This is a genomic window from Bacteroides mediterraneensis (assembly GCF_016900355.1).
Lineage (GTDB): Bacteria > Bacteroidota > Bacteroidia > Bacteroidales > Bacteroidaceae > Phocaeicola.
Genome location: NZ_JACJKA010000036.1, coordinates 1 through 18,141, shown reverse-complemented (window position 1 = coordinate 18,141; position 18,141 = coordinate 1). Strand labels below are relative to the sequence as shown.

The 18,141-nt window shown below is 35.4% G+C and carries 20 protein-coding genes; 16 read left to right on the top strand and 4 right to left on the bottom strand.

Going from position 1 to position 18,141, the window contains the following annotated elements; translation table 11 throughout:
• The first annotated feature begins 168 nt into the window (after window positions 1-168).
• Complete coding sequence (locus tag H6A28_RS14045; RefSeq protein WP_204480888.1) at window positions 169-594, top strand: DUF4878 domain-containing protein; 426 nt, start codon at window positions 169-171, stop codon at window positions 592-594.
• 80 nt (window positions 595-674) lie between these two features.
• Here H6A28_RS14045 and H6A28_RS14040 read toward each other — a convergent pair whose 3' ends face one another.
• Window positions 675-2,741: a tetratricopeptide repeat-containing sensor histidine kinase gene (locus H6A28_RS14040; protein WP_204480886.1), complete on the bottom strand. Its 2,067-nt coding sequence runs from the start codon at window positions 2,739-2,741 to the stop codon at window positions 675-677.
• Window positions 2,738-3,376, bottom strand: coding sequence for a response regulator transcription factor (locus H6A28_RS14035; RefSeq protein ID WP_204480884.1), 639 nt, complete (start codon window positions 3,374-3,376; stop codon window positions 2,738-2,740). Before H6A28_RS14035 ends, H6A28_RS14040 begins: the two co-directional genes overlap by 4 nt.
• Window positions 3,377-3,872: 496 nt before the next feature.
• Between H6A28_RS14035 and gluP the strand changes: the two genes are divergently transcribed.
• The 6 genes from gluP (at window position 3,873) to H6A28_RS14005 (ending at window position 9,029) form a co-directional block, all read left to right on the top strand.
• Window positions 3,873-5,078 (top strand): glucose/galactose MFS transporter, encoded by a 1,206-nt coding sequence (gluP, locus tag H6A28_RS14030; protein ID WP_204480882.1) that lies wholly within the window; start codon window positions 3,873-3,875, stop codon window positions 5,076-5,078.
• Between the two features lie 167 nt (window positions 5,079-5,245).
• Window positions 5,246-6,193, top strand: a complete 948-nt coding sequence (locus tag H6A28_RS14025; RefSeq protein ID WP_204480881.1) for an SPFH domain-containing protein — start codon at window positions 5,246-5,248, stop codon at window positions 6,191-6,193.
• A 34-nt stretch (window positions 6,194-6,227) separates the two neighbouring features.
• Window positions 6,228-6,431: an Arc family DNA-binding protein gene (locus tag H6A28_RS14020; protein WP_204480879.1), complete on the top strand. Its 204-nt coding sequence runs from the start codon at window positions 6,228-6,230 to the stop codon at window positions 6,429-6,431.
• A complete protein-coding gene (locus H6A28_RS14015; protein ID WP_204480877.1) occupies window positions 6,424-6,879 on the top strand; it encodes a hypothetical protein in 456 nt (151 codons plus the stop codon). The genes H6A28_RS14020 and H6A28_RS14015 overlap by 8 nt, the downstream gene beginning before the upstream one ends.
• Window positions 6,880-7,247: 368 nt before the next feature.
• Complete coding sequence (locus tag H6A28_RS14010; RefSeq protein ID WP_204480875.1) at window positions 7,248-8,534, top strand: tyrosine-type recombinase/integrase; 1,287 nt, start codon at window positions 7,248-7,250, stop codon at window positions 8,532-8,534.
• Between the two features lie 21 nt (window positions 8,535-8,555).
• Entirely contained in the window at window positions 8,556-9,029 is a 474-nt protein-coding gene (locus H6A28_RS14005) for a helix-turn-helix domain-containing protein (protein ID WP_204480873.1), read from the top strand.
• 272 nt (window positions 9,030-9,301) lie between these two features.
• Here the strand turns inward: H6A28_RS14005 and H6A28_RS14000 are convergent, their stop codons facing one another.
• Window positions 9,302-10,732 carry a hypothetical protein gene (locus tag H6A28_RS14000; RefSeq protein WP_204480871.1) on the bottom strand — a complete coding sequence of 477 codons (1,431 nt, stop codon included), beginning with the start codon at window positions 10,730-10,732 and terminating at the stop codon, window positions 9,302-9,304.
• A gap of 326 nt (window positions 10,733-11,058) precedes the next feature.
• Here H6A28_RS14000 and H6A28_RS13995 point away from each other — a divergent pair, with 326 nt between their 5' ends.
• Window positions 11,059-11,391 carry an NUMOD3 domain-containing DNA-binding protein gene (locus H6A28_RS13995; RefSeq protein ID WP_204480870.1) on the top strand — a complete coding sequence of 111 codons (333 nt, stop codon included), beginning with the start codon at window positions 11,059-11,061 and terminating at the stop codon, window positions 11,389-11,391.
• Window positions 11,392-11,465: 74 nt separating this feature from the next.
• Here the strand turns inward: H6A28_RS13995 and H6A28_RS13990 are convergent, their stop codons facing one another.
• A complete protein-coding gene (locus H6A28_RS13990; RefSeq protein WP_204480868.1) occupies window positions 11,466-11,720 on the bottom strand; it encodes a hypothetical protein in 255 nt (84 codons plus the stop codon).
• A 163-nt stretch (window positions 11,721-11,883) separates the two neighbouring features.
• Here H6A28_RS13990 and H6A28_RS13985 point away from each other — a divergent pair, with 163 nt between their 5' ends.
• The 8 genes from H6A28_RS13985 (at window position 11,884) to H6A28_RS13950 (ending at window position 18,119) form a co-directional block, all read left to right on the top strand.
• Window positions 11,884-12,219, top strand: coding sequence for an SH3 beta-barrel fold-containing protein (locus H6A28_RS13985; protein WP_204480866.1), 336 nt, complete (start codon window positions 11,884-11,886; stop codon window positions 12,217-12,219).
• Between the two features lie 142 nt (window positions 12,220-12,361).
• Window positions 12,362-12,679: a hypothetical protein gene (locus H6A28_RS13980; protein ID WP_204480862.1), complete on the top strand. Its 318-nt coding sequence runs from the start codon at window positions 12,362-12,364 to the stop codon at window positions 12,677-12,679.
• A gap of 110 nt (window positions 12,680-12,789) precedes the next feature.
• The gene (locus tag H6A28_RS13975; RefSeq protein ID WP_204480860.1) at window positions 12,790-13,380 is read left to right on the top strand and encodes a tyrosine-type recombinase/integrase; all 591 of its coding nucleotides are present in this window, start codon (window positions 12,790-12,792) and stop codon (window positions 13,378-13,380) included.
• 840 nt (window positions 13,381-14,220) lie between these two features.
• Complete coding sequence (locus H6A28_RS13970; protein WP_204460678.1) at window positions 14,221-15,444, top strand: hypothetical protein; 1,224 nt, start codon at window positions 14,221-14,223, stop codon at window positions 15,442-15,444.
• A complete protein-coding gene (locus H6A28_RS13965) occupies window positions 15,437-16,435 on the top strand; it encodes a hypothetical protein (RefSeq protein ID WP_204460679.1) in 999 nt (332 codons plus the stop codon). The genes H6A28_RS13970 and H6A28_RS13965 overlap by 8 nt, the downstream gene beginning before the upstream one ends.
• A 62-nt stretch (window positions 16,436-16,497) precedes the next feature.
• Window positions 16,498-17,010, top strand: coding sequence for a hypothetical protein (locus tag H6A28_RS13960; protein ID WP_204460681.1), 513 nt, complete (start codon window positions 16,498-16,500; stop codon window positions 17,008-17,010).
• A gap of 230 nt (window positions 17,011-17,240) precedes the next feature.
• On the top strand, window positions 17,241-17,735 hold the full coding sequence (locus tag H6A28_RS13955; RefSeq protein WP_204460683.1) for a hypothetical protein: 495 nt from the start codon (window positions 17,241-17,243) through the stop codon (window positions 17,733-17,735).
• A gap of 51 nt (window positions 17,736-17,786) precedes the next feature.
• Window positions 17,787-18,119 carry a hypothetical protein gene (locus H6A28_RS13950; RefSeq protein ID WP_204460685.1) on the top strand — a complete coding sequence of 111 codons (333 nt, stop codon included), beginning with the start codon at window positions 17,787-17,789 and terminating at the stop codon, window positions 18,117-18,119.
• Window positions 18,120-18,141 lie beyond the last annotated feature (22 nt).

Genomic DNA, 18,141 nt, shown 5'->3' with positions numbered 1-18,141 from the left:
GCAGCCATTTGTATTAGACTGCAAAGTTGCAAAATCAAGTCCGTTTCATTTCAAAAGACCGTGTAATTGACTATATTTCAATAATTTCAAAGAACTATTTATCCACTTTTACGGGACAGTAGTGATTGAAGGAATAGATTTTAGTGGGTAAATAAAACATGAAAAACTATGAAAACAATTTTTAAGTCCTTATGCGGAGTCGTAGCTTTATTATTCATGTCAGCCTGCTCTTCCAATACTCCTTCGGCTGTAGTGGAAAAAGCTTTGGATTGTACACTGGCTGGAGACTACAAGGGGTATGTAGATTTGATGAAGCTGACAGATGATGAGGATTCTCAGGCAGAAGAAAAAGCCCGAAAAGACTTGGCTGAACTGATAGAAAAACAAGTTGCCAAGCAGAGTGATAAAGAAAAGTTAGAAAGTTATGAAATTTTGAAGGAAGAACTCAGTAAGACGGAGACTTACGCAAGAGTAACCTTCAAGGAGGTCTATAAGTCGGGGGAAGAGAATGAGACTTCTATCTATTTAGTGAAAAACAAAGAAGGACAATGGGAAATCATGTTCTGGGGAACGGACAGACTGATGGATGAATAATGGACTTTACAAGCATGATGGACGAAGAATCCGTATTACAATATCGGGGAGTTGTAATGCGGATTCTTTTTTATGTCAGTTTATGCCGGGAACCAGAAATGTATCACGGTTCCGTGCTGTTCTTTTGATGTGATTTCACAGCCTCCCTGCAATTGCACACAGCGTTCCTGAATGTTTTTGAGGCCCAGTCCGGAGGATTCCTTTACCGGATGTGCTGTAGAGAATCCTTTTCCATCGTCTTCGATGATGAGGTTGACCTTTCCGGATTCATAGCTGGCGGTGATATAAGCATTTTTTGCATCGGCATGTTTTATCAGGTTGGATGCGATTTCCTGAAGGATACGATATACCTGTTGGATATGTTCGGGAGGCAATGAAAGCTGTTTTATGCTTTCCTCTATATAACATTCTACGTGAATGTTTTTCAAGGATTTCAACTTTTCGGCGTAAAGTGTCAGCACTTGATACAGGCTGAAATTATTGAATACGGGTGTGGCCAGCTGGTGGGAGAGGTTTCGCAGTTCTTCTCTGACCTGATAGAGCTGGGTGCTCAAGGACAAGGTTCCCGTTTGCTGCATTTTTATTTCTATGGAAAGCAAATCATTGCATACGCCGTCGTGCAGCTCCTTGGAAATACGGTTGTTGCTGTCTTCTAGTCCGCAGATGTATTGCTCTGTCATTTTCTTGTGCATGTCGGTGAGCAGAAGTTGGCTTTGCATTTCCTTTTCCTTAATCTCCTTTTGAAGTTTCAACTGCTTCAGGTTGAAGGCTATTTTTCTTTTATGCATGCTGATGGTCAGGATGACAAGCAGCAGGACCATTACGATGAGGATACCTCCGATGGTATAGGTGCGTGCCAGATAGGCGGCTCTGTCTGCGGCCCGTTTTTCGTTGATGCCGGCAATCTGCAAGTCTTTCTCTTTGAGGTCCAGTTCTGCCTGGAATCCAGACAAACGGTTGTGGAAGTATTGGTCATTCAATTTTTCATTGGCTTTGTAAGCTTCGAGCACAAGCTGGTAGGACAGCTGGTTTTCGTGTCTTTTAGCTTCAATTTCAGCTAAGGCAAGCAATGCCTTGGGCAACAGACCGGAAGGATATTTTCGGGCAAATTCTACAGCTTTCATGATATGATGGCGTGCCTGGGCCAAGGAGTCTGTATCATGAAACAGCATGTAGCCATACAAGTACTCCAGGTTGGCGATATTAGCCTGGTTGGAGGTGGTTGCTTTGTAGCTCATGGCTTTTTGAAAATACTGGAGGGCTTGGGAAGGCTTGCCTAAATCTCTCAATACCCGGCCGTATTGCGTATAGGCCAGGAGTTTGAGTCCGTCGGGCATTTCTGGCTGAAGCTTCCTATTTGCCAGTTGGAGGGTGTCCAAAGCGTTGTTAAGCAAATGGTTGTTGGCCAGCAGGATGGCATGGTTGCACAATTTGTTGACTTGCTCGATACGGTAGTCCAAAGTTTGTGTATCGGTCTGCGGATAGGCAAACATTTTGCGTGAAACCTGTATAGATTCCTCATTTTTTCCTACTTCATTGTAGAGAATGGAGATATTGGACACAATGATGGATGCCAGGTTATAGTTTTTCATGCTTTCGGTAAGGACAAGCGCTTTTTCATACAATGAGATGGCATTGTCGAACATGAAAAGTCGGCGGTGTATGACTCCTGAAAGATTGTAGGCTTCAGCCAGGTTTACGGAATCTTTCAGCTGTTCCAGCAATTTGATGGCCTCGGCAGCCGTATTTCTGGCTTCCGGCAACTGGTTGTTTTGCCATTGTCCGTAGGCAATCTCGTACGTGGAGATTGCTTTAATTCCTTGTAGGTGAATATACAGTGAGTCTTTTTCCGACAAATTTTCTGTAGCTGAGGCTTTGTCCCGGGTTTGAGTGAGCAGACTGTATGCTTTTGCATAATCTCCCTTCTGATTGAGGAAGCGGGCATAATCCAAGTCGTTGTTCAGTGCATAAAGTTTATCTTCCCTGTAATGCTTTTCACGGGTGATAAGTTTGTATACGGAATCCATCTTTGCATATTCCCCATTGTCGCCAAATGAGTGCAGTAAGTCGGTCAGATGTTCGTGCTTGTCGTTGGCATTTAGTTGTACGCTCAAGCAAAGGAAAACTAAAAATAGAATATGTTTCATATCGCAATCCAACCTTTTAGAAAAGCAATTCGCATGAGATGGGATACATTGGTAGCTCCACTTTTCAACAAGATGTTTTTTCTCATCGTGTCGATGGTGTTCTTGCTGAGATTGAGCTGATGGGCTATATCATCGGAAGTAAGTCCGTTAGACAACATCTGTATGATTTCATGTTCACGCGGACTGGGAATGTAATTGACCAGCTTGGCAGCCGACTGGTCGCCAACGATGGAAAGCACGATGTGCAATGCGGTCGGTGAATAATATTTGCTGTTTTCCTCCAATATGCGCTCAATGGCTTTCTCTATTTCATCTATCTTATCGTTTTTGGTGACGATGCCTGCTACTTCCGCCTTGGTCAGCAGTTTGATGATCCAGAACTCGGTGTGCATGGTATAAATCAGCACAGGGATTTGGAGTGCTTTCTGCCGCAGGTAGGACAGAACTTCCAAGGCTGTGTGCTCTTGGATTTCATAGTCTATGATTAGCAAATCAGGGGTGGCATGATTCAAGTAGTTGTACAGTTCAGAATGATGCTGGCCGGTAGTTATCTGATAGTTGTGGTTGTTTGCCAGTAGTTGGCTGAGCCCTTCAGTGACAATCGGGTGGTCATCTAAAATGTATAGGTTCTTCATGGGGAGCGTAATTTTAGTTTTTCTGCTTTTCTACAAAGATGGAAATTTTTCTTACGTTATGCAAGTGTAAGTGGTGAAAAGAGGCGCTGGCTGCGCAGAATTTGTATGAACAGTCAGCGCAGGTAAATATTGGGGTTTTGAACTTTGGGGAGAGAATCATTGTATGTTAATCCGTTGATTTTTTTCTTGGCTATTGGGGGAGAATGTGTTATATTCGCACAATCTAAATGCTAATGAAAAAAATGAGAACGTATCATAAACAGACATGTTTGCCACGCTTGGGCAGTATCCAAAGTAATAAACGGTAGACTGGATGAACCGCATTATGTAAGTAACTGACAATTAAAATATAGCAGGATGAAAAGATTAGCATTATTTGGGACTGAAGGTAGAACAGGAAGAGTTCCGGAATAGCTTTTTTGTTCTTTATTGAGAAGTTGCATTGATTTATTAGAATGATATTACATTGTATTTTTAACCTAAATTTTTACGAAAAATGACTTCAAACAACAAAACTATGATTCCTTTGGCATTTATTGGAATAATGTTCTTTGCCATCGGTTTTGCATTGGGAATTAATTCTTTACTGGTGCCTGTACTTCAAAGTTCACTGCAGATATCCAATGCCGCTTCTTACCTGATTATTGCAGCTACCTTTATCCCTTTTCTGTTGTTCGGCTATCCTGCCGGACTTACCATCAAGGCGATAGGATATAAGAAAACCATGTCTGTGTCCTTTTTTATATTTGCAGTTGCGTTTTATCTTTTTATTCTGTCAGCGAATGGGGGCAGTTTCACCTTGTTTCTTTTAGCTTCATTCGTGAGTGGGGCAGGTAATGCTTATTTGCAGGCCTCAGTAAATCCATATATCACTATACTTGGTCCGTTGGAAAGTGCGGCCAAACGTATCAGCATTATGGGTATTTGTAACAAGCTTGCTTGGCCGATACCGTCCATCTTCATCGTATGGCTCATTGGAAAAGATGTAAACCAAATTGGTATTTCCGACCTTGAATATCCTTTTATTATCATCATCTTGGCATTTGTCATTCTGGGTATAATGGCATTCTTTGCTCCTCTGCCGGAGGTAAAGGCAGAAGGAGAAGATGCTCCGGCAGACAGTGCGGCTGACGAATCAAACAGCTCCGGAAAAACATCCGTATTCCAGTTTCCACATTTATTGTTGGGGTGTGTAGCATTGTTCCTTTATGTAGGTGTAGAAACTGTATCGTTGGGTACACTGGTTGATTATGCCAATTCGATTGGACTGGCAAATGCAGCCAACTATGCATGGATAGCCCCCATAGGAATTGTGATAGGTTATATATGTGGTATCATATTCATACCGCGCTATATCAGTCAGGCTACCGCATTGAAGATATGCTCTATCATCGCAATTATCGGTTCCGTACTTGTGGTTGTCACTCCTTCTGACATATCTATCTATTTCGTGTCTTTAATGGCTTTGGGTTGTTCACTGATGTGGCCTGCACTGTGGCCTTTGGCAATTGCTGATCTCGGTCGATTCACGAAAACAGGTTCATCGCTTCTTATTATGGCCATGTTCGGTGGGGCAGTTATACCGACGGTGTATGGTTGGTTGAAAGATGCATGTGGGCCACAACAGGCATACTGGTTGTGCTTACCCTGTTTCCTGTTTATTTTATATTATGGAATGTACGGTTGTAAGATACGTAAGTAAGAGTGAGAGGCCATCTAAAAAGATGGCCTCTTATCATATTTGGATGATCCAACATTCACGGTTATAGATTGTTAAAGATAAGAAACAGTAAGCTTTGGCATTTGGATTTTTACTTGAAGGATAATATATTTGTGATATCAAAATAATATCACTTAAATCTGATGGATATGGAAACGAAGGAAGTAAAATTCAGTGGCTTCAAGATGAACGGCTTTTTAGCCCTTTTCTTATTTTTATTTGTATGGGCAGGATTGACTGCATGGTGTTTTACCGTAGGAGAAACTCTTTTTTATGCATTGGGAGGAGTGATGGTGCTATTGTGGATCATTTTAAACTGCGGGTATATGCAGTTGGAGCCCAACGAAGCACGCGCCATGGTCTTTTTTGGAAAATATAAAGGCACATTTAAAGAAACAGGATTCTTTTGGGTGAATCCGTTCATGGACAAAAAGAAACTGTCACTTCGTGCCCGTAACCTGGATGTGGAACCTATAAAGGTGAATGACAAGATTGGTAATCCTATTTTAATTGGGCTGGTATTGGTGTGGCGGTTGAAAGACACCTATAAAGCCATGTTTGAGATTGATGCACAGACCATGGCCAGTACGGGAGACGGGAAGTCGGCCAATGTGGGAAATGCGGTGGCCAACCGCATGAATGCCTTTGAAAACTTTGTGAAGATACAGAGTGATGCGGCCTTGCGTCAGGTGGCTGGACAGTATGCGTATGATGATAATGAAACAGCAACCAATGAGTTGACCCTTCGCTCGGGAGGGGAGGAAATCAATGAGCAGTTGGAGCAGAAGCTGAATGAACGTCTGGCAATGGCTGGCATGGAAGTGCTGGAGGCCCGCATCAATTATCTGGCCTATGCACCGGAAATTGCAGCGGTCATGCTTCGGCGTCAGCAGGCTTCGGCCATCATCAGTGCTCGTGAGAAAATCGTAGAAGGCGCCGTCTCAATGGTGCACATGGCACTGGACAAATTGTCGAAAGAGGAGATTGTGGAGCTGGACGAAGAAAAGAAAGCCGCTATGGTAAGTAATCTGCTTGTGGTGCTCTGTGCGGATGAGGCTGCCCAGCCGGTGTTGAACACAGGTACACTGAATCATTAAAAATCTGGTCGTTTAATTTTACGTGAGGATAATAGTGCCCAAAAAAGAAAATACAACCAAGAGCTTTGTGCTGCGGGTAGACGCTGCCACGATGGATGCGATAGAAAAGTGGGCAGCTGATGAATTCCGCAGCACCAATGGACAATTGCAGTGGATTATCAATGAAGCCTTGCGTAAAAGCGGGAGATTGAAGAAAAGTAAGCGGAAGAAAGACGAAGGAGAAGAAACTGATGATTAATTTGGGATTTTATTCAGGGAGCGGTCGTGATGTCCGGTATCAGCGGACCATGTTCGACTATTTGCTGACGGGAATTGCTTTCCTGCCGGTGTTGGTGGGTTGGATATATATACTGTACCGAAGTGAACAGACCGGTGGATTGTTTTTTCAGGAAAACGGTGCGGCAGGCTTTGTGATGTTACTTTTATTTTTGGTGCTGGGCTGTAGTATGTTTGTACCCGTCCGATATTATAGATTTGCCTTTCGGGTAACAGAGGCAAATGTGGGGCGGCAATATGTGTTGGCTATCCGGTTGTGCCAATTTTGGAATGTGGCAATCGGCTGTATGAATTTAGGGAAGTTGCTTGCAGAAACTTGTGAACATGCAATTTATTTCTCTGTGTTCGGTGTGGTACTGATGGCCTTTACGTTTGTGGTTTATTCTGTATTGGCTTATAAAATGCGTTGAGGGGAAGGCAAGTGTATTCCTCTTCCATAAAATAGGTGGCGGTTTCTTGTGCTTGTTGGTTTACTTCTTGGTTTACTTTTTGGCTTAATTTGTTCGATTAAACCGCCACTTACAGCGATATGCCTAAAAATAAAAAAGCATCGACAATCATCAGATTATCAATGCTTTTTCCAGTCGGGGTGACTGGATTCGACGAAGGAACTTTATATAATCAAGAAAAAATCACCATTTCTATTATATATCTGATAATCAATATAAAATACGATAAATAGTTACTCTTTAATTTGGTGAAGTTGCGGGCTTTTTATAAGTTTGTTGCGTAAAAGGTGTTGAATTGGGTGTTGAAGAAACTTAGCAACTTTGTAAATATGGCATTGAAATTAATTAAACGGATGTATTATCAGGGTAAGATTGTAGCGTATTTAAAGAAGAATAATTCAATATTGCGTTATAAACTTGCAATGATAGAAGAAAAGTATTTAACGACAAAATATAGGGTAAAGCCTGGTTATCCATTTGAAGATTCTGAATTATTAAATCAGAAAATAGATGAGTTGGAGGAAAGGGTTGATAATAAAGCTTGTGAGATTTTGTACTCTAACCCTTTGGCTAAGATAACAAATATGGTTATGGCTGAGGCTTTAAAACAAGAAAAGGTGGAAGAATCGGAAATTGAAGAGGATAAAAATATTATAATTTATGATTTTGATAAATATATTGAAGATATGAAATTGCGTAAAGCAGAAGAAGATGCTGAAAAGGGAATATCACGCAAGCTACATCCTTCATGTAAAGATTTTATTAGCACTCGCAATGCTTTAGCAGATTATGAATATGATAACCGTATCCTTCTCCATCTTTCAGATATTACACCGATTTTTATTAGTGATTTTGTTGATTATTTAGCTGATGAACGGATTTCCAACGAGAATCACACTTATCTTACTAAAGGTAGTTTGGTTAATTCTACTATAAATAAAAGGCTGGATTGCTTAGCTGCATTAACGAGAAACTTCTACAAAGATTTGAAGGCTACTGAAATCATATTAGAGGGAAAACAAGATAGTGAACAAGCTGATGTTATACGCCTTTCCAAAGATGAATTAACTTCATTGGCTTTAATGGATTTGAATGTAGAATCAGAATGTAGGATTAGGGATTATTTTGTTTTTCTATGCTTGACGGGATTGCGGTATTCTGATTTTTGTTTAATTGATAAATCCAATTTTGTGCCTCATCCAAATGGTTATATACTTCGCTTGTATACGCATAAGACGATTAAACGGGCTGAGATTCCTTTGACAAATAAAGCAATAGAAATTGCACATAAATATGAATTTCGTTTTGATTATTATACAAATCAAGCTTTCAATCGACAACTAAAAGAATTGTTGGCACGATATGATTTATTTAATGATGAAATAATAAAATATCGACAAATCAAGAAAGGTGTAGAAAAGGTAAGTATGCTAAGAAGGGAAAAAATTAGCGCCCATACAGGCAGAAGAACATTCATTTCAATATTGGTTGAAAGCGGTGTAAATTTGCCTAAAATTATGGCAATGACGGGCCATACGAAAGAATCAACCTTAAAAATATACGTAGATAGGTTCTCGCCTAATCTAAAAGACGCTATTGTACCATTGGAATTTTAATCTTTAAAAATTTGATTATTTATGGACACAAATAAAAAAGAAGAAGTATCCCAACAAGCTCATCTAGATGAGTATCTAACTAAATGTTTCGTTAGTTATTTAATAGCCATAAAAGAAAATGGTGACGCATTGGGATATACGAGAGTTCAGACAGCATTATTTACTGCTCTTGGTGGTTTAGACAAGGATTATAATACACCTCAATTTGTGGAGCGTATGAGAGATGATTTTGAATTGATTGCAAGACATTTAGATTCAATATCTCATAATATGTATAAGGAAGAGAGAATAAAGGAAGTTTATAATGATAGAAATCCTCCGCAATTAGAAAAAACATATACAGTTGTTGATATTGCAAAGAAGCTCAATATAACGGAACAAGCGGTAAGAAAGAGTATCAAAGTAGGCAATTTGAAGGCACAGAAAGTAAAAAATAGTTATCATGTTACACATAATGACTTAGAAGATTTTATTAAAAACAGAAAGCGTAAGTAATAATGAGACCGAAATTCAAACTGTGTCAATCCTTAACAAGCCTAATTATCTCAAATCTTATTTTTGGATAAATATCTGAAAATCAGATATATTTGAATTATGTGGAGCTAAATGAATGACAAACTAAAGTGTTGACACAGTTTTATTTACGTAACCGTAATAGTAGGTAACTCCTTCCAACTATTAGTGAAGTAAGCTCTTATACTTCATCAAACGGTTTCCCACAAAAAATTCTGGAAAATTTTAGCCTCAGCAATGAGGCTTTTTTTATGTCATTCGATAGATATATTTGGGTAAAGCCCATTAGCTTTATATACATCTTCCATTATTGCAATTAATTTATGATAATCAAAATTGTTCTCTTCAACATCAAGAACGACAATCGCATCATGTATATTAATCACCTTCCATCCATGTTCATAGCAGCGTTCCAATATCTGATGGAATAGCCGACTCTCTTCTGCCATCATACGGTTTGGAAGTGTTTCTGAACCATCGGCAGCTTTTATTTCTTTTATAGCTTTCCATACATTTGGATAGAGTCTCTTAAACACTTTTGCAAACGGTTTTCCTTTAGTGGACTTAAAGCGATGAGAGTAAAAGACCTCACGGAACAAAGCCACCTTAATCTCCCCCCTATCTATCTGCACCCATGACATTTTATTTATTATATCCATGAATCCGTCCCAAAATATACCATTACAAGTTGTATATATGTAATTAAATATATCTATAGGAATAGATTTGACCTTCTTTTTTAATTCGTTGTTAATCAATAACTTGCATAGTTGTTTACCAACATAATGGATGTTATATATATCAGTATCTATATGTAATAATTTATCTAATATCTCTTTATCTATATTATATTTCTTAATGAGAAATAAAGAAAATAATAAAGGATGAGAATTATGTATATCGCATTGATATTTAATATTAAAGAATTTCTTTAGTGATTTAGGAAGATTGGTAAGATAATGATAAATTCTATTATTCTTATCTATTGAATGTATCTTTTTATCATCATTATCAAATGATATAATCTTTGATTCATAGTATTCTTTGCTTCTTGCATTATCGAATGTACAGCTATTAATATAATTCAAAGCTTCTTCTTTATTTAATAGATATAATCGAGATAATGATTCATTATAAGATGAAATAAATTCATCATTGTTATTATGCTCTTGAATTTCTTCTTTATTCTTTTCGTTTATTATCTCGTGTAGCTTTTCATAATATTCAATAACCTTAATGTTCTGAGTATACATGTATCCCATAGTGCCATTAATAAGTGTAATAGTTCTACCATGTTTACCTACAACATAATCGTTTCCTCGTACTATGATTTGCATGTCCATTAGTGTACGCATCATGTCATCGTAATGCTTACCTAAGACCTCTCTCATCGCAATAGTGAGCAAGGTCGTTGAATGCTGTCTATTGCTCATACACCTTTCCAAGATGAGACTAATAAGAAACACATACTTAGGATATAAGACGGCTTTTCTAGGTGCTGCTTTTGCCTCCTTAATAATTTTATACCGTGGTGTAAAGTCTGTCCCAACGGTAGGAATTTCATCCCAATTAAGCAATTCTTTGGTCGGTTCAGTGACAAGCTCTATATGTCTTTTTATAATATCTTCAATTTTAAATTCCTTTAAATATGCAATTCTTATCTTCTTACTGTTTTTTGTCTTCATATTAACACTTTTTTGTTTAATGGTATATTTATCATTAGAATGTTACTTTCAAGTAAGTTAAATATATATAAAATAATTAATAAAAACAAATTGTTAGATGAGTATTCTAGATATAAAAAAGAAAATAGGCTATGTTGATAGAACAATTCCTATAATAATTCCACAGCATGATGATGATGTGTGCTATGTGTATGGTTATCCCTTCCATCCTATAAGTTATAATTCTCTAAAAATGAAAGGAATTAAAGATAATAATATATGTAAATGCCAAACGAAGAAACAATATTTAAAAGATTGCAATATAACCAACTGTAATACAATATACTATGGAGACAACAAAACAGAGTGTTGAAAGAAGTGGAAACCTTAATCCGATGTTTGGAAAACGTCATTCAGAAGAGACAAAGAAGAAAATAAGCAATTCACAGAAGAAACGATATGCAGCAATCCAAAAGGCAATCAGAGAGCAGGACATATTACAATTTGCTCAAGCCGATGATGAGTCAAGAAAGGAACTGATACATCAACTTTTGGACAAGAATAACATATCCTTTGACAGTATTCAACAAGCGGTGAATTTTGTGGCTTTTCTGCTTGAAAAAGAGCGGGTTAAAGTTATTATAAGGGAGGAAATCAATAAACTTCTAGTCAAGGATTAACACGGGTAGTACGATGCAAAATTATAGATTTTGCATAACTGGTTGATTATCAGTATAAGAAAACAGTTTGTCGTTTATTCCGATTCTTGCTTTTTTCTTCCTCGTGTAGTAGGCTTAACGTACATCTTCCCCTTTCGGATGGTGCATATTTTATTTTCATATATCTGAGGTGCATCCTCAGAAAGTTTACTAAAGTAATTATTCAATGATGCTTTACTGATTCCAAGTTCTTCTGCTGTATGTTTGTCATACATTGAAGATGGCGAACCGAAATATTCGTGAATCCCGTTAATCTCTAAATGAATTATTGTTCTATAATTTTCTTCCATATCTATATATTTTTTACAAAGTTACTAGAAATGTTATCTATATTCAAATAGAATCATATTTTTAACTGGGTTTAACGGTAGGTATTATTCTAATTAAAATAGAATCACTATCTTTGTAATGTGATAATTGAAATGAGTATTAACAATAAAAACTTAAAGAGATATGAAGGCAATTCAATTCAACAGTAACAATGTAATAACAACAGCAATTAAATGTATGCAGCATGATATGGATGAGGCTACATCAGTTTCAAAAGGTATGATGGCAGAGACTTTAAAAAAACGTATGATGAGAGGCGAGGTCGTAAGATTTTGTTATGAAAAGCTAGACGGTACAATCCGTTATGCTGTTGGTACATTGCAAAGTGATGCGGTAAAAGCAAATGTAAATGGCAATGGTATTCCAAAGCGATTTTACGGTATGTTTGTATATTTGGACTTGCAAAAGATGGAATGGAGAGGATTTAAACAAGAACGGTTAATAGGAATTGTTGATTGATAGGTGGGGTAATCCCACCTATTTTGTTATTACATTATTCTATTTTAAATATAATCATATTTTTAACTGGGTTTAACGGTAAATATTATTCTAATTAAAATAGAATCACTATCTTTGTGCTGTAATCAAAAAGCAAAGAGATATGACAACTACAGAGATAATAAATAAAGCACTAGAGGTAATGAATGGTCAAGATTGGTATTGGTATCTTTCAGATTATCAAGTAGCTGAGATGAAGTGTAAGGCTTACAGTACGATGCGCCACTTCGTTGAACTGGTTGCTTCTATTCATGATGCAACAATAAGAAAAGCCATGAGAGAACTTTGGACTGTTACTTATAACTACATGGGATTAAGTTCTCCTATGAGTTCTCCAACTGATATACAGACTAAAGAATATAATGATAGAAAAGCAGAATTGATGGCTGTTATCCTTCCGTTATATAATATGGCAGCTTAACGATATTCACTTATTTAGAAAAGTGGTTATTGCTTGATAATCAGTAGCCTCTTTAAATAAGAGGCTGTAATATATTCACTTACATATTAATATACTTAAAACTGAAAATTATGAGCGTAAAGAATAGTACAACTGTAGCGGATTATATAGAATGGGACAAGGCTGTTAACTTGGTGCATAGATTATTCAATGATGGTGATTACCGTTTGTCCTTATTAGTTGGTTGCGGTATCTTTTTCGGATTGAGAATATCTGATATATTACAACTTACTTGGGATATGCTTCTATCTGACAAGTCTTTTGAGTTGATTGAGAAGAAAACAAAGAAGCATAGAGAGATTAGAATCAATTCTAACTTTCAAAAGCATGTACAAAAGTGCTATGATGCTCTCAGTATAACAGATAGCTCGGAAAAGTGCTTTATAAGCCGTAAGAATAGCGTTTATAGCATTCAGAGAATCAATGTATTATTAAAAGGAATCAAGGCTAAATACGGCTTAAAGTCAGTCAAGAACTTTAGTTCTCATTCCCTCAGAAAGACATTTGGACGCCATGTTTATGAGAAGGCTGATTCTAATGGAGAAATGGCTTTAGTTATGCTTTCAGAGCTATTCAATCATAGCAATATAGCCATTACTAAAAGATATTTAGGATTAAGGAAAGAAGAAATTTTACATTGTTACGACTTGCTGGATTTCTAGAAATTTATAATGTGAAAGGAAGTATCGGTATTACTTGGTATTGAGGAAGAATGATTTTTCATCTACTAGGATTAACTAGATAGAATTGCAAGTGTTGAAAATAGGTATATTTTAAAATCATTGATAATCAGATGTAAATAGCATAAAATGATTATATATTAAATGCTGGGTAAAAGATATTTCAAACATTAATTTCTGATTTTGAGTAACTTTGCAAAAAATACAGCTCACAAATGAACGTTTTTGCTAAATTCTTTCTATTTTTGTAGCGTTGCATAGGGCAACAAGACATAATTTAGGAAGCGTTTGGCAATTTCCTTACCGATGAATCTGGACAATTCAAGTGTAAGATAGGAATGAAAGACGTTCTCCTTTGGTGTGTTTATATGTTTCCAACATATAAAGCCAAAGGTGTGAGCTGTTTTTATTCACTTACACGGGCAGTCCAGAGCCTATCGGTTGAATGCTAACAGGCTCACACTTTCTTTTTTATGCTCCTTTTAGTTTTCATTAAAGTACCATTGAGCCAATGGTTCATTATTAAAGCCATGGAATACAAGTTTAAGTATGTGGGTTCTAGTGTCGAGGACGGGAACTCTATAACACTGGAAAGGCACATTCTAGAAGAGTTTAAACTGCTTCAAAATGAGAATGACTATATCTTACTAGAAAACGAAAAGACGTTTAGAAACGAACAAACATTACAGAAGGGAGGTGTTTTGTAAACATTTATTCGGGAAATAAAATTTTAGCAACCCTTTTTTATATTTTGTTGTAATATACTGCTATTCATTAATATACATCAGAGTTAAAATAAAAAACAACTTAAATCTGTAATATATGAAATCATTAAATATAACTATAATAAGTTTTATTGTAGGAGCAATAATTATTGCTTGTAATTCCTCCAAAAAGGAACAGAAAGATAGTACGATAACCTCAGAATTGAGTTCTTTTTCTAACAAAATAGACAATGATACTCTAAATAGCAAAGAAAGTGGGCAAGACAACCTTGTATATCAGTCAGAAGAAATCGATGAGAACATTAACGATGGAACAAGCGATTATATAGAAACGCAGGAAATATGTGATATTCGCAATTTAAAAGAAAGCAAATATCATGATGTCGAAAATGAATTACTCAACGGGAAAGTACGTTCTGTAGAATGGAGCAATGGAAAATCAAATTATGTTATTAATTTTAATACAAATGGCGATTATCAATCCATAGTCCACTATAGCGATAATCCACATGCACCTACACAGCAACATCCTGCTATCCCTAAATATTTCATAGAAGGCAAATTGTTTAACAGATATATTCATCCATTGTATAATTTGAGAAATATTTCGTTTGGAAATTTCGTATATCGTGGCTTTGCTTATATTGATTGCTTCAACCTTATCTCATTTTTCAATGTGAAAGAATCGCAATATTCTTATGACAACAAATCAAATATTAGTGTCATACAAACAGACAGAGGTAAAATAGAATATAAATATAGTGAAAATGGTCTGCTAGAAGGATTCTTAGTAAATGATTTGCCAATGCTACAAATAAGTATGGAGAACAACATGATGTCAGGAATTAGTATTTACAGGGGGGATGGAAGTGTATTCTACAAATATGCTATTTCATATAAAGACAATTCTGTAATTCTTCAAAATGGAAGACCATTTGAAAAAACTGTTTTCCATTTTAATAGTAACGGGAGTGTTACGGAAATTGATGAACAAATAAATAAAGAACAATATTTTGAATCACTTATCTTTTACGATGATAAAGGGCGAATTTCCAATATAACGTACCAGTTCAATGGAAATGATGATGGAGAAGAAACCATTAAATACGACCAATATAATAATGTTGTGGATATTTATGTTTTCTCACGAAACCAGAGTGAAAACGAAAGCATGTGGCACAAAAAGAGATACAGATTCAAATATGAATATGATGATTTGGGAAATTGGATACAAAAAGATGTTTATGAAGTTATTGTTGGCGATATAGAAATAGAGAAAAAAGTAAGTACAGAAACCCGTAAAATTAAGTATTATGAATAAATTGTTGATAATTGGTTTATTGCTTTTCAATACCATGTTAGCTTACGGACAAGTTATAAATGGCAATATGTGGAATTATTTACCTGTTACATCTGAACAGATTCAAATGTATAAAGGTGATGGGGAGTCTTTATATAATGATGTGGAATTTAAAAATGGTATATGGACATCACAATTATATAGTATAAAGAAGGAAAATGTCGAAAAAATGACTATTGTATTTTGTCCTATTACTAAAAAATTCGGGAAGCCTATCTTATCAACAGAAGCCCGTAAAGGATTTCAAGTAACTTACCACTCAGACGGAAGAATCTTGCACGGAGGTGGAAGTAATCTTGGTTTAGATAGCAGAATAATTCCTGGCGGATATACTGCAAATGGAGCGGATATTAAACTGAAAGACAACAGAATCTATGAAGTAATTTATTCATATAACGAAAAGGCTATATATGAATATAATCAGAATGGGTATGTAAAAACTATAAGATACCATTCGAATTATGGGTCTTCGTTTGATAAAATACTTATTTTTCAATATAATTATATTCCTAATAGCAATAAAATATCGAGTGTCGTTGCTTATAATGGTGAAACGGCAAAGGAGGTCGGGAAAGTAAATTATGTGTATGATGCTCAAAAAAGGCTTATTCATTTATATGGGAATCATATAGATGCTGGAAAGTTTGAAAAACAAATAAAATATGACATTCACGGAAATATTGCATTTCTGAGCTTTTCTGAACATTCTAAAATGGGTGACTATCGTAAACAAGAGTATATTTACAATAACCACTATGATGAAAAAGGACTGTTGTGTAAAACAGAATATCAATATAAAGATGAATCAAATTCCAATAACTTCTCAAACAGCTATTCTTTGAATTTTGTTAGCTGCTATAAGTATGATATTGAGGGAAATTGGGTTGAAGTTTTAACAACAGATGAACAAGGAGTTGGGGAATGTGTAAAAAGGCTTATAACATACAAATAAGAATGGTGATAGTTTTAGCAGAAAGTGTAATTAATTTATAAATCGTTAAAAAGAATATTCAGATGGAAAAAGCAAAAAGTATCAAAATGTTATCTTGTTTTGTTGCAGTAGCTATAGCTATATGTTTATTAATTGTATTTGTAAACACATCCAACAATCAAGGTGAAAAACAATCCGTTGAAGAAGTTAATATTAAAAATCGCATAAAGAATATCTATAGTGATTTAAATTTAAATGATACCAATGTAGATGAAAAATATCTTAGCGAAAACCTCAGAAAACTAATGGATAAAGCCTATTCTTTGGTTGATGGCCCAGAGTACATTGATTACAATATATGGACTAATAGTCAAGACCATGATACATTAACAGCTATAATAGTAGATTGCTATTTTATAAATAAAGCACAAGCAATAGCAAGACTTCAAGTTATAGATTCTCGTTTTGGCGAATTATCTTCTCCAACTTTATATTTGCAGCACGAAAATGGAGATTGGTTTGTGGATGATATAATAGAAGATAGAAATAGCTCTTTAAAAATCTATACTATTAAATTTATAGAGGAAAACAAATAGAATCTGATTATCAATATTGTTTATAATCAAATGCTTGAACTAAGCATTAACAATAAAGTTATTTGAGATAGAAAAAATGTTTGTTTTGTTCGGCAGTAATAAACGTTAACATATCTGCCTCAAACGGTGAAATGATGTAGGTCTAGAGCTTAGCTATGAAATAATTAGTACTTGATTCTCACAATTTGTACTAGGATTAGGTGTAACGTATAGATTTTAAATAAAAAACTATGAAAAGAAAGTATTTTTTGACAATGTTATGTGCTGTTTTAGGTGCATTATGTTTCATCTTTTCTTCATGTTCTACAGATGAAGAGGATGGAAATGGAATTAATGGTTCTTTGAAAATCAATGGTGAAAATTATCAGGTTGAGGATGCAACAATTTCTGATGGGGTTTCAAATGAAGATGTCTTTGTAGGACGTATGTTTGAGGCAAAATTAAAAGGGATAGATGGATTTTATCATTTTTCAATGGAGTATATTTATTATGAAGGTGGAAGCTATTCTTTTAATTTAATAGAAGGTGACATTACTGAATATATAAATGTTGAATCATTTAGATACATAACCAGTGTTAGTTTTTCAACATACGATTATGTAAGCGGAAAAGTCTTTTTGACTCACGATGAAAATATCGTAACTCTAGATTTTAAAGACTATACATTCAAAAATGACAAAGGCAGTACATTTGTTGTAAATGGTTCTGCTAAATATATAGATTAACGATTTTACAATCCTTATAAATAAAACCATATTAACAAAAAACAATAGAATATGTTAAAAGTAATAATTTCTCTCTTAGTTTTTGTATATATGATACTTGGTCTATTGCATTATAGTTTTTCGGAAATAGATGGGCAAAAAGTATTTGCTAAAGAATATGAAGTTCCAATGAGTGTATTACCCTACATAAGTACGGATATGCATCATTTTTTAATTCCACACAATACATATTATATCACAACCAACATGGGTGAAGATATAACATTAGCAACTTCATATTTTGGAATTGTTTTTTTTGATAATGACAATATTGATAAATATTTAGGTCTTAATTCAATTAAAGAAGAATTAAAATCAAGAGGTTATTATGAATGGGCAAAATAATATATTCACTAATATTCAAAAG